This is a genomic window from Phocaeicola sp. RTP21359st1_B8_RTP21360_211022 (assembly GCF_040911965.1).
In the GTDB taxonomy this organism is placed as follows: Bacteria; Bacteroidota; Bacteroidia; order Bacteroidales; family Bacteroidaceae; genus Phocaeicola; species Phocaeicola vulgatus.
The window spans coordinates 25,150-38,544 of record NZ_JBDFXP010000020.1 but is presented as its reverse complement, the minus strand read 5'-3'; the positions used below and the strand labels follow the sequence as shown (position 1 = coordinate 38,544).

Annotated in this window: 9 protein-coding genes; 3 read left to right on the top strand and 6 right to left on the bottom strand. The window is 47.0% G+C overall.

Annotation, left to right across the window (positions count from 1 at the left end; genetic code table 11):
* Nucleotides 1-84 precede the first annotated feature (84 nt).
* The 3 genes from AB5062_RS11925 to AB5062_RS11915 are packed head-to-tail and all read left to right on the top strand — an operon-like array spanning nt 85 to nt 4,241.
* Nucleotides 85-2,652: an outer membrane beta-barrel family protein gene (locus AB5062_RS11925; protein ID WP_011964825.1), complete on the top strand. Its 2,568-nt coding sequence runs from the start codon at nt 85-87 to the stop codon at nt 2,650-2,652.
* A gap of 54 nt (nt 2,653-2,706) precedes the next feature.
* Nucleotides 2,707-3,234, top strand: a complete 528-nt coding sequence (locus AB5062_RS11920) for an RNA polymerase sigma-70 factor (RefSeq protein ID WP_005840998.1) — start codon at nt 2,707-2,709, stop codon at nt 3,232-3,234.
* Nucleotides 3,231-4,241: a FecR family protein gene (locus AB5062_RS11915; RefSeq protein WP_005840997.1), complete on the top strand. Its 1,011-nt coding sequence runs from the start codon at nt 3,231-3,233 to the stop codon at nt 4,239-4,241. Before AB5062_RS11920 ends, AB5062_RS11915 begins: the two co-directional genes overlap by 4 nt.
* A 122-nt stretch (nt 4,242-4,363) precedes the next feature.
* Here the strand turns inward: AB5062_RS11915 and AB5062_RS11910 are convergent, their stop codons facing one another.
* The 6 genes from AB5062_RS11910 to AB5062_RS11885 form a co-directional block, all read right to left on the bottom strand.
* Nucleotides 4,364-5,605, bottom strand: a complete 1,242-nt coding sequence (locus tag AB5062_RS11910; RefSeq protein ID WP_032938127.1) for a Gfo/Idh/MocA family protein — start codon at nt 5,603-5,605, stop codon at nt 4,364-4,366.
* 458 nt (nt 5,606-6,063) lie between these two features.
* The gene (locus AB5062_RS11905; protein ID WP_005840987.1) at nt 6,064-7,065 is read right to left on the bottom strand and encodes a glycoside hydrolase family 130 protein; all 1,002 of its coding nucleotides are present in this window, start codon (nt 7,063-7,065) and stop codon (nt 6,064-6,066) included.
* A gap of 32 nt (nt 7,066-7,097) precedes the next feature.
* A complete protein-coding gene (locus AB5062_RS11900) occupies nt 7,098-8,396 on the bottom strand; it encodes an MFS transporter (RefSeq protein WP_005840985.1) in 1,299 nt (432 codons plus the stop codon).
* A 123-nt stretch (nt 8,397-8,519) separates the two neighbouring features.
* Nucleotides 8,520-10,535 carry a glycoside hydrolase family 97 protein gene (locus AB5062_RS11895; protein ID WP_032946116.1) on the bottom strand — a complete coding sequence of 672 codons (2,016 nt, stop codon included), beginning with the start codon at nt 10,533-10,535 and terminating at the stop codon, nt 8,520-8,522.
* A gap of 187 nt (nt 10,536-10,722) precedes the next feature.
* Nucleotides 10,723-11,568: an endonuclease/exonuclease/phosphatase family protein gene (locus AB5062_RS11890; protein ID WP_032946117.1), complete on the bottom strand. Its 846-nt coding sequence runs from the start codon at nt 11,566-11,568 to the stop codon at nt 10,723-10,725.
* A 43-nt stretch (nt 11,569-11,611) separates the two neighbouring features.
* Nucleotides 11,612-13,381 (bottom strand): SusD/RagB family nutrient-binding outer membrane lipoprotein, encoded by a 1,770-nt coding sequence (locus tag AB5062_RS11885; RefSeq protein WP_016271664.1) that lies wholly within the window; start codon nt 13,379-13,381, stop codon nt 11,612-11,614.
* Nucleotides 13,382-13,395 lie beyond the last annotated feature (14 nt).

Below are 13,395 nucleotides of genomic sequence, written 5' to 3'. Positions count from 1 at the left end.
CATCGAATCTTTTTCCTTATTTTACCGTACCCGATTACAAACCTCGGTTGTATTACTCATAAAGAACAATTAAACACTAGTAAAATGAGACCAGACGGCTATTTGAAAACAGCGTGGATCATGACCGTATTATTCAGCATCATCCTTCCGCTTCATTCACAAACACCCCGGCAATTCTCTATAGAATTAAAGGACAAACCACTTCCCGCCGCCCTTAAACTAATCGAAAAGGAAGGCGGAAAGAATATTATCTTCTCCTATAACGAAACAGAAAGCTACCGGGTTACAGCCTCCATCCGGCAAAAGACCGAACTTGAAGCCATCGGCACTGTCCTGAACGGCATTCCTTTCATTTGTAAAGAACGGGAAGAATACTTCGCCATACAGAAAAAGGGAAGAGACATACGCATTACCGAAATACGAGGACAAGTAACCAATGAAAAGAATGAACCGCTGCCCTACTCCAATGTACTCTTATTGACTCCCGGCGACTCCACCTTTGTAAACGGATGTGTCACCCGTGAAGACGGAAGTTTCCTGATGATAGCGGAAGAAGGGATACCTTACTTGATACGGGTTTCTTATATAGGCTATAAGACGGAAGTGCAACCTTGCCACCCTACTCTTACGTTTCACCTGCTTCCCGACACCCAACTGATGCAGGAAGTAACCATCAGCGCCCGACGCCCCATGATAGAAGTGGGTCCCAACGGACTAAAAGCCAACGTGGCAGGAACTTCCCTAGCCCGAATGGGGTCTGCCGCAGAAATGTTGCCCCATCTTCCTTTCGTCACCGGCCATAACGGCGAATACAATGTAATGGGATGCGGTTCTCCTGTAATCTATATAAATAATAAGAAAGTACGTGACATGACAGAACTGGACCGTATCCGGGCCAACGAAATCTTATCCGCAGAAGTCATCACCACTCCCGGAGCCGAATATGCCTCGGACGTAGCAGCCGTCATCCGCCTCCGCACCATCCGCCGGCGCGGACAAGGGTTGAGCGGCCACTTCAATACGACTTATTCACAAGGACATTCCGCCAACGCCAACGAATATATGGCATTAAATTATCGCACCGGCGGTCTGGATCTCTTTGTAAAGGGATATATGGCACAGCAAAACTCGTATGGAAAAACCACAAATATGAACCGCATCAAGGGTTCCGCCATTTGGCAAACCAACAAAAATGATGTGCAGACCCATAAGAGCCAACGTTTTTCCGGTGAGCTGGGATTCAATTATGAACCGGATGAACACCATTCTTTCGGTCTGCGCTATATGCCCGAAACCGGAATAGGGAATGCAGACAGAAATTCATCCGGTAAAACCGTCACCAGACGTAACGATGAAGAAACCGACCGGATAAACTTTACTACAGCAGAACAAATACATACAGGTTGGGATCACGCGGCAAACGCCTACTACGCAGGAGAACTGGGCAAATGGAATATTGACTTCAACGCCGATTACCTGTTCAAACGCTCGCATTCCGACCAGAACGCCATGAATAATGACGATGCAACCGTGCAAGCAGACAGTCGTATGCGCAGCTCCCTCTATGCCGCCAAGCTGGTAGTCAGTGCCCCTTTATGGAACGGACGTTTTTCATTCGGTACGGAAGAAACTTTTACCAACCGCCATGATATCTTTACCCAAAACGGTTTCTCTGCTGATGCCGACGACCACATCAAACAATCCGTATATGCCGCATTTGCTGACTATTCAAGATCCATCCGCCATTGGAAACTGAATATGGGAATACGTTATGAACATCAACAAACAGATTATTATGAAAAAGGGATAAGGATAGATGCACAAAGCCCTACCTATAATGATATTATTCCTGTATTGGCCGCCAGTTGGTCACACAATGGCAAAAGTTTCAGCCTCTCTTACCGGTTACGTAAAAATAACCCCGATTATAGCCTATTGACCAATTCCATCCGCTATCGCAGCAAATATGAGTATTCTCAAGGAAACCCTTTGCTGAAAACCCAAAAGACGCATCGCTTTTCGGCCGGCGCCTCTTGGAATTGGCTCTATTTCTCAGCCTATTTCAGCCGTATTCTCAATATGTATACCAATATAATTATGCCCTACAAGGAAGATACACATCCGGGCGTCCTCTTATTTGCCACACAGACCATTCCTACAACCCATAATTACGGCATTAGTTTCAACGCCTCTCCCAAACTGGGGTGTTGGGAACCACAACTCAATGTGAATATGGCTTTTTTGGACATGAATGCGAATAAAATAGGAATCACCGAACACCGGAACCAACCCCGTTTCTATATCAGTCTGGACAACAACTTCAACCTTCCCAAAGGCTGGTTCTTCAATATGGAAGGATATCTCTCCACCGCTTCCCGGCAAGGATTTTTTGTAACGCGCACGGAAGGACAAATCAATGCACGCCTTTCCAAATCCTTTTTAAAAGAGACACTCACCATAACATTCACCGCCAATGATATTCTTAGAACAGGGTATTTCCATTTTGATTTATACGGCATAGATGCCTATATGGAAAATCGGATTTACCGGGATTTCCAACGCTTCGGCCTCCAAGTATCCTATAAATTCAATGCCACCAAGAGCAAATATAAAGGAACCGGAGCCGGACAAAGCGAAAAGAATCGTCTGTAACCCCAGCGGAGAAAAGGAAATTTCCGTACCTTTGTTCACGGAAGACAAGGAAACATGCAGATTTTATTCAGGAGAAGAAACCATAAAGAAGAGCACTTCGAACGACTGTTCGCAGAAATGTACCCACGCCTCGTCCGCTTTGCTACCACCCTGATGAGCAATACGGAAGAAGCCAAGGACATAGTAAGCGAAACCATGGAACAAGCCTGGAAGGAGTTCGACCAACTAAAGGAAAACACCCGTAGCGCCTGGCTCTATGCCACCGTGCGTAACGGATGCCTCAACCGCTTGAAGCATTTGAATGTGGAACAGCAACACATAGACCGCCTCATCGAAGCCACCCGTGCGGAAATGAATCAGGGTTACCGCGCACACGAGGCACTGTTGCAGCAAGCGGAAAACATAGCCCGCAGTTTGCCCGAACCGACTTGCACCATCTTGCGAAGCTGCTATTGGGAGAAAAAAACATATCAACAGGTAGCCGACGAATTGGGAATCAGCCCCGACACCGTGAAAAAACATATATCAAAAGCATTGCGGACTCTGCGCGAAGCGATACTGAAAAAGGAGGATAAACAATGAAAAAGGAGTTTTCAACAAATGACCACATCCATCCGGACAACGGAAAGAATCCCCATAACCAAGACTCCCCCAAAAACGGAACTTGGAATGACCATCAATTGGAACAACTCTTTGGTGAAGCATTGGGGGATATTCCCACCGCAGACGAAACCCGGAAAGCCTGGCAGACATTCATCCGTCGTCACCGTATCAGACACCAATCTATCCGACGAATAACGATACCAGGTATAGCCGCCGCTGTCATCGCCTTGGTACTTGTATTCCAGCCTTTACTGCAACCTGAGCCGCAGGAAGTGGAAGTCTTCACTTCACTGGAAGTTCCTGAGGAAATTACTTTTCGGGAAGAAGGGAAAAGGATAATTGTAAGCACCCCGCCCGCTACCATTACCTCCGTTCAATTAAGCGACGGAAGCAAGGTATTGCTCAGCGCAAACAGCCGTCTGGAGTATCTAAAGGAGTTTACAGATACCATTCGCAGTGTCAAACTAAGCGGAGAGGCCCGTTTTGAAGTAGCCAAAGACGCTTCCCGCCCCTTTATAGTATGCACCGAGCAACTACAAACACGAGTACTGGGAACGGTGTTCGATGTGAAAGCCTATCCCCGTTACTCGCCGGATGTCATCCTCTATCAAGGACGAGTGAATGTAAGTCATACCAAGCGCAATCAAAGTAAGGAAATGCACCCGGGGGAACAAATATCCTTGGATAAACAAGGAAAACTCCAATTGAAAAGAGTTGATACGGAGAAGAGAAAAGGATGGGCGGAGAATGAATTTTCTTTTGACAATACCGACTTGAGGCAAGTCATGCAAGATATAGGTTCATGGTATAACATCAGCATCGTATTCCGTTCACGTCCGTTACTGGACGAACGCATCTATTTCCATATCAACCGCCAACTCCCGGTGAATACCGTACTGGACGCCCTAAATGATTTGAAAATCGCACAGTTCACCATGAAAGAAGGAAAAATAATAGTGGAAACACCACAAGACAAGAAACGATAACATCAATGGGAGTTCAATAAACAAGCCTGTATTTTCACCTGGAGATTAACATATCAGCGTTCTTTTCATCTTCAGGTGAGAACCATTCGGTTTATCCCCCCTGTGCTAAAGAACTGACAGCACTATCTCTCTTTCCAGTTCCCTCGTGTGAAATCGGGAATCTCCACCGGTACACTGCCCTGCCGCACGGAACGCTCGCTCAGTTCCGTAATGCAGGACCATTCGGCGGCATCATACACATCCTGATCCAACGGCAAACCGTTCCTCAAACAATGAATAAGCCGATAGTCCATGATATAATTCATTTCATTCGGCATATTCTTCCGCCGCGCCTCCTCGCCGATAACTGCCGTAAAAGGATGTTTATACTGCTCCATCATCCGCTCAAACTGCTCACCGGACAAAGGTTCCTTGCCATATTCATCGAGCAGAAGACAGGGAACAGGATATTTCTGCATGAATCCCTTCGTGCCGCACACCGTCTGATGGCGGCTGTACGGGCGAGGAGTGGTCACATCATATTGCAACAAGATAGTTCTTCCTTTTGCAGTATGAATCAGCGTGGTATTCACATCCCCCATCTCATAACTCTGCGCCGCTTCTTCGGAGGATGCGCCAAACACCTGTCCGGCATAAGCAGACAGACCGGCCTGACGCGAGGACATGGAAACCAGATATTCCATACGGTCTCCCCGATGAATATTCATCCATTGGCAGACAGGACCCAAGCCGTGAGTAGGATAAGGATTCCCCGTATGCTGCTGGCTGTAAAGCTTTATCCAGTGATTGTGATACCCACCCGCTTTTTCGTCTGCAAAATAATGCTTGCGCAAGTCATGGATGTATGATCCCTCGGCATGAGTGATTTCGCCCAACACCCCCTGCTGCACCATGTTCAATGTAGTCAGGGCAAATGCATCGTAACAACAGTTCTCCAGCATCATGCAGTGACGGCGGGTTTCTTCGGCTGTATCCACCAAACGCCAGCAATCGGCCACACTCATGGCGGCAGGAACCTCCAACGCCACGTGACGGCCCTGCTGCAAGGCATAAACGGCAATATCAGTATGAGTCAGCCAGTCCGTACAAATATAAATGAGGTCTATCTCCTTGCATTCGCACATCTTGCGCCACATCCCTTCTTCCGAATAGTTCTCGGCTTCGGGACGGCCGAACTCCCGTAAGATATGCTCTGCACGCTCTATATTCTCTTTCCGCAAATCACAAAGTGCTTTCACCTCAATGCCTTCCAGGTGCATATATCTCTCAAGTGCAAGAATGCCCCTGTTTCCTAATCCGACAAAACCGATCCGAACTACGGGGATGGCAGGGCAGGTTAAATTAAGTACGTTGGGTCGTTTCATGGACTGCTTTATTTTTCCGGCAAAGATAAAGAGAAAAATCGAGAGGCGGAGGACTGCCTGTGAATAATTTGCCGGTATACCGGTCTGATGTCTTTCCGTATCGGAACCTAACCTCTTTCAACAGCAAACATAAGCCTTTTTCTCCATACAACTAAGGTCTTTATTCCTATTATCTTCTATAGTCTGCCGGTGCAGACTGTACAGTCCACTGTAGCAGACCGTACAGTCCATTACGGCAGACTCTACAGTCCATTGCAATGGACTGTAGAAGGTTTCAGTATAAAAGCCCTTAATCATCCGGAAGAAAACGCTTAGCCAAAGAGAAGACAGCACTTAAAAGCCGCTTTATAACCAGACAGTTCCCTTTCCCGGAAAAAGACAAAGAGGATGTGTCCGGGCCGAAGTGACAGCCACAGGACACATCCTCTGTTTTCGAATGAGAACAGCACAAACGGTGCTTAAATAATAGAAGTACGTTTGGTAAATTCTATAATTTCGGGAATATAACCGAATGCAAGACCGGTCACCGTGTCGGCACAACCATAATAAACGGCCACCCGTCCCGTTGCCGGATCATGCAAAGCCGCACAAGGGAAGCATACATTGGGCACATCACCCATGCATTCGTAAGGTTCACGCGGAGAGATAAGATAAGGTCCCGAACGGAATTTCACCTTCCAGGGCTCGTCCAAGTCAAGCAATGCCGATCCAAAGGCATAGACATAACCGTTGCAGGAGCGAAGCACACCGTGATAGAACAGCAACCAGCCCTCACTGGTTTCGATGGGAATGGGGCCGGCGCCAATCTTCAGGCACTGCCATGCACTTACTTCAAAAGGCGCGGGTGACATGACGTGACGATGGTGTCCCCAAAACTCCAAGTCGGGCGACTCGCTATAATAAATATCTCCGAAAGGAGTATGCCCGTTGTCACTGGGACGGCTCAACATGGCAAACTTACCATTGATCTTGCGGGGAAACAGCACGCCATTACGGTTGAAAGGCAGGAAAGCATTCTCCACCTGATGGAATGTCTTGAAATCCGTAGTCCATGCCACGCCGATGGTGGGCTGGCCCTTATATCCGTTACACCAGGTCACATAGTAACGGTCGTCGATAAAGCAGACACGCGGGTCATAACCGTACACCCATTCACCAATCTCAGGAATATCACACTGGAACTGCAACTTCTCCGGATTGATGTCCCAATGAACGGCGTCCTTGCTGAATCCCACATGGAGCGCCATCCGGCGGTTTGTATCATCACAACGGAACACTCCGGCATACCCTTCGCCGAAAGGTACTACCGCACTATTGAATATACTATTGGATGTAGGCAGCAAATCACGGGGAATGATGGGATTCGCGCTACATCTCCACATTACATTTTTACAACCTTCGGGACGTTCCTCCCACGGCATACCGGGCAACGGATTGCCCGCAATCTTCAATTCACTCATATTCTCTTTTTTGTTAGGTTAATAGTTTTTCTCTATTTCTTGTCTTCGTGCGTGAAGGGTACAAACCAAGTCATCAGGAATGCCGGAATGGCAGCCACCAGCACAAAGATGAAAAACAGTTTATAGCCCAGCCAGTCGCTGACATATCCGGACATCATACCGGGCAGCATGACACCCAGGTTCATGATACCCGATGCAAAAGCATAATGCGCCATCTGATGAGGGCCGGCAGCCACCTGTTGCATCATGAACAAGGTAAGCCCCACAAAGCCGAAGCCATATCCGAAATACTCCAGCACAATGGCTCCGCCGATAAGAGGCGCACTCTGCGGTTGGAAAATGGCAAGCAGCGTGTAAGCCATAAAAGGCAGATTGAATACACAACACAAGGAGAACAAAGTCTTTTTCAATCCACGTGCGGAAATATAATATCCGCCCAGCAATGAACCGAGTACGAAAGCTGCCGCTCCGAAGGTTCCGTAATAAATGCCAATCTCCTGTTCTGTCAATCCCAAACCGCCCACATCACGACCGGCTTTCAGGAACAAAGGTACAATTTTCATCACAAACCCTTCGGCAAAACGATATAAAATAATAAAGCAGATGTAATAAACGATATGCTTTTTAGTAAAGAAGTTCCGGATGACATTCCATAACTCGGCCATACTCTGCGAAAAAGAGGTGACCGAATGGGCATGCTTGCCCGAAGGCAGCATACGGGTATGATAAAGTCCCAAAGCGAACATCACTCCTCCGAGGACAATCATAATGACCGTCCAGGAATAGAGTACCGCATCTTCGGCAGGACCTTCGTATTCATCTTTCAAGAAACCGGCCAGATAAACCAGCAGACCTGTACCGATAATCTTGGCTACGTTATAAAAAGCACCTTGCCAACCTATATACTTAGCCTGTTCCTGTGCATTCAACTCGTCCATATATACCCCGTCACAGGCCACATCGTGCGTTGCCCCGCTAAAGGCGACAATGGCGAACAAGGCGATAGTGATTGCAAAAAAGGACGGAAGATGAAGCGACAAGGCAATCAACCCGAAAGTGACTCCCGACACCATCTGGGTGAGGACGACAAAGAATTTCTTGGTACGGTACATTTCGAGTAGCGGGCTCCAAAGGGGTTTCAATGTCCAGGGAAGCATGATAAGGGAGGTCCAGAAGGCTATTTTCGCATCACTGACTCCCAGACCTTTGTACATCAGTACAGCTACCATATTGAGGACAACAAAAGGGAGCCCCATACCAAAATAAGCGGTGGGAACCCAAAAAATAGGACTACGGCGTCTGGCCGGAGTTGGGGTTTCGGTTGTTTTCATTTATATCTAAGTATTAAGGTTGTTGAATTCGGCTATAACCGAAGATAACTTCATCCCCTTTCAGAAGGAGATGAAGTTACCTTTCGGAATCTATAAACGCAATAGGACGAAGCATTTGGTAAATCAGTCAGTTATAGGAATAAAGCTCACCGCTTGTCCACCACCTTTTGCCATGACTACAGACAAGGTATCGGCTGCTGTCACCTCTTTGTCCTTAATCTGATACGAAGTAGGATTCGTTTTCCAGTCGGCATCTTCTCCATCAGCATAAATCACGGCATGGTATTTTTTATCTTTCTCCAGGAAATCCAATGGAATGGTGAGTGTACGCGACTCTTCATTCGTGGTGGCTCCCAGGAAATATTTATCTTTCGCTTTCCGCACCACAGCTACAAACTCTCCCGGTTCGCCCTGCAAGGCTTCGGACCAGTCACAGTCCGCATCAAAATCCCGGAAGAACTGGAAGGCAGGATGCCCTTCATAGTTCTCAATCATATCCGAAGCCATCTGCAACGGAGAATAAATGACAACCCAATTGGCTATCTGCTTTGCCAAGGTGGTATTCACACGGCTGTTTCCTTTATCCAAGTCATTCCACTTCTTGCGGCGTGGGGAATTGCGTGTCTTTTCATAAAGAATATCAAAAGTACCCGGTGTATAATCCATCGGACCGCCCAGCAAGCGGGTAAACGGCAATAACTCGTGATGTTCGGGGGGATTACCTTCACTCCATCCGTTCCACTCCATGCCGCGGGCGCCTTCGCGCGTCATCATATTGGGGTAAGTACGACGAATTCCTGTATCTTTGATAGGTTCGTGGACATTAACGGTTGTATGATAACCGGCGGCAGTCTGCACCACCTTGCGGTAATGGCGTACATTGAACTGTCCATGATGGCTGTGACCGCCCGGCAGTCCTCCGGCATAACCGGTCTTCACGCTGTGCACTCCCAGGTCTGCATACCATTTGTAAGCATTGTCCAGCTGGCGTTCGTAATTAAAGATATTGCCACCCGTTTCGTGGTGACCGATTATTTCAATCCCTTTCTCCTTGGCATAACGTGCCACCTCTGCCATATCGAAATCGGCATAAGGCTTGGTATAATCAAAAGTCTGCATACCGCCCCAACTTTCCCAGCCTTCATTCCAGCCCTCGAACATCACCGCTTCTATGTTATTGGCAGCAGCAAAATCTATATATCGTTTGGCATTAGCGGTGGTAGCGCCGTGGCGTTCATCCATCGTCCACGTTTCAACCCCCAGATGCATTCCCCACCAGATACCTACGTATTTCATAGGACGTATCCAGCTCAAATCACCCTCCAGCGCACAAGGTTCATTCAGATTCAGTATCAGGCCGGAGTTTATCAGACCTACCGCTTTGGGAGCTATCTGGATACTGCGCCACGGAGTAACGAAAGTTCCTCCGGCAAAACGGGCTTTTACCCCATCGGGCCAGGAGGCCAGTTCCGATTTGAAGTGACAACCTTCGGTATGCTTCAAAGTCATTTCGGGGAAATCGGTCAAAGCCGCTTCGTGAATACTGGCATATACCCCGTTATCTGTTTTGAAAGTCATCGGGGTGTTGGCATTATCCACCTTGCTAACGGGCAGGGTACGATACAGCAACTCGTAGGTTTCAAAACTGGCGGGAATAGACCATGACTTACCATCCTGCGCCAGATTGAATGAAGTGAGCTCGTCCATCACGAACACACTGTCCACTTGGGGTACTTGATATTCATAACGAAAGCCCAGACCGTCGTCGAACACGCGGAAACGGAGGGTCAGCCGTGTATTCGCCGGATCTTTCAGGCGCACAGCCATCTCGTTATAATGGTTCCGGATAGATTTATTCTCCCCCCAAGGCTGGGTCCAGGTTTCATCCTTTGTGGTAAACTCAGTATTTTCTATCTGAAAATCTTTGGAGAGATTGAGCCCGTCACGGCCTTCAAAGCCCATAACAGAAGGAGTGATGAACGGTTTTCCTCCTACAGAAACTCCATAGGTCATCGCTCCTGCCTCATTCAGGTTGAATACTAATTTTATATTGCCATCCGGCGATGTTAATTCCGTGGGACGGGAACATCCGCAAAACACAACTAACAAAAATAATACATAGTAACTGTATGTCTTCATACTATTAAATTGGATTAATGATACAAATATAGAACAATTAAGTAAGGTATCACACTTATCGAAGGAGGAAAATTATTTTAAATGGGAGAAGATTACATATAATGAGAAGTATCAACAGAATAAAATAACAAACGCCGATAAAGCCCTTTTAAAGACTCTACCGGCGTAAGTTCACCTATTTAAAAAATCAGAATTCCAAGTCAGCCAACTGAGGATTATGGTCGGAAAGTAAAGCTTCCGGTACTTCAGCCGGTATTTCACAACTCTTCACCAGAACTTGCGGAGTGACAAAGATGAAATCAATCTTTTCACAATCCTCGGCCAGGATACGGGCAAAATCATGAAAAGTATAATCAACGCCGGTCACACGGGCAGCCGTCTTATAAGCATCCTTCATCACAAACTCGTTGGTGGTGATTGTTTCGTATGCATCGCTCGCATCGGTCACATTAAAGTCGCCCGTAACCACTGCGGGACGTTCGCCTACGATCTCTTTTATCTTACGGATAATGAGCAATGCGCTTTGACGGCGGGCCTCTTCACCCACATGGTCAAAATGAGTATTGACAGCCATGAATATCTTTCCGGTAGCCTTGTCCTTAAATTTTGCCCAAGTGGCGATACGGACACAAACCGCATCCCATCCCATCATTCCTACGCTATCGGGATTTTCGGCCAACCAGAAAGTATTGGAGTCCAACACCTCATATTTGTCCTTACGATAGAAAAGTGGCGCATATTCACCTGCTGTCTTCCCGTCATCACGTCCCACACCGATACCATCGTATTCGGGCAAGCCTGCGCGAAGATCCTGAAACTGGTTATGCAAGACTTCCTGCATACCGACAATATCCAGCTCATGGTCCTTAATAAACTGGCACACACGGTCTTTCCGATATTGCCAATTGTTCAAACTGTCCTGCGGATTGTCGTAACGGATATTGAAAGTAGCCCAACGAACGTCGGTCTTCTTCTCTTCCGCACAGCCGCCCAATAACAGGACGGCTGCCAATAAAAATAGAATTTGCTTCATTTTGTTTCTTTTTATGTTCCCTAGGATACAAAGATAGCAATTTCTAGCGGAAATTATTCGGAGTATGCCACTGACCTCTATCATTCATCGTATCGGTCACATCCCACCATACACGGCTACCCTGGTTCACATTGCCCGGTTTATTGGGGTTACGGGACTCGCTGTTAGGATAGTTGATGCGTTTGATAAGCTTGCCGGACGCCACTTCTCCATTGGAATTGTTTCCATTGACCGGAGCCAGCAGATAACGCGGATAGTCGGTACGGCGCACTTCCGCCCATCCTTCATTTCCATTCGGGAAAACGGCAATCCACTTCTGAGTAATAATCTGTTCCAACTGTTCTTCCTTGCTACCACCGGCAAATGCTTTTACGCCATCCAGATGACTGATGTATTCATTGGCCTTGTCCGCATCAATTTCATAATAATCCATAGATGCCTTGATACCTTTCAAATAAAGGGCTTCGGCTGTTTCATCCACCAATGACGGCCAGCGCAATGCCGCTTCCGCTTTCAGGAACAAGCTTTCAGCATAACCCATCCAGACAATTTCACGAGCCAGATTCCACCAATAATCCTTGTTCATGGCATCAGATGACAGAATACAGCGGTTGGCAGAATATCTGTTCAGATAAGAACCGCCTACATTGGTTTCTCCATTCATCACTCCGTTGAAATCTCTCTTCAGATTCTCTGTAGGAAGCGGACTGGTAGTCAACGAATCAAACGGAGTAGGACGGAACCATAAAACTTCACAACGAGGGTCGAGATAACAGTTCTCAGAATTCTCATTGAAAGTAACGGCATCGGCTGCCGCACCTTCTTTCAAAGCCTGATTCTTATAAGCCCGTTCCATTTCTTTCGACAATACAGCATTGCCGGTCCAACTGAACAACAACGCGTAGATATTTTCATTACCGCCGGCGATATACTGACGTTTCGGAGTCTGCTTCATATTGTCATCCTGACTTTGCATCAAACCGGCAGGGTCTGTCAAAGCCGCCTTTGCCTGAGTCTGGGCCAAAGCCGGGTCTACATTGGATACACGCAAAGCAAGGCGCAAACGCAGTGTATTGGCAAAACGACGCCATTTGTCCACATCACCCCCATAACATTTGTCATTGTCACCTAAATCATACTGACTGACAGCAGGAAGATTTTCCTGATGCAACTCTGTTATTGCCTGATCCAACAGCTGGAAAAGGATATTATAAACTTCCTTTTGAGGTGTATAGGTCACATTTTCTTCCGGTGGCATGGCTCCCTTCACATAGTAGGCTACAGGAATATCTCCGTAAGTGTCCGTCTGCATGGACAACAAGAAAGCATAATAAATACGGGTGATATAGAATGCCGTATGGTAATAATCCTTATTGCAGAAATAGAATGTCTTGACCAACTGGCTGTATTCCGAAGTGCTGCGGTCATCATAGAAATGCTTCCAGCGGCTGGCCGACCATCCATCCGTATAAGAATAGGTAGGCGCCTGATTCACAAAGCCGCTGACATTGTTTCCCCAATAACCGGCATAGATATCATGAGTCAGATTGGTTGTTGTCTGATAATCATTGTAAGGACCTTCGTAGGTGAAGTTGGCAAAAATACTTCCGATAGCACCTTCCATCCCTTTCAAACTTGCCATGGCATGTTCCGTCAAAGTATAATCAATATCTATACCGTCGGCCGATACATTCTCCACAGTCGGGTCGTAAATCGGTGCGTAAGGATTTGTATTCAATTCCTCAAAATCATGGCATCCGGCCAAAGCCAGTAACGAACATAAGGCTACGGATTTATATAATTTGATTTTCATAATCAGTTTTTCCT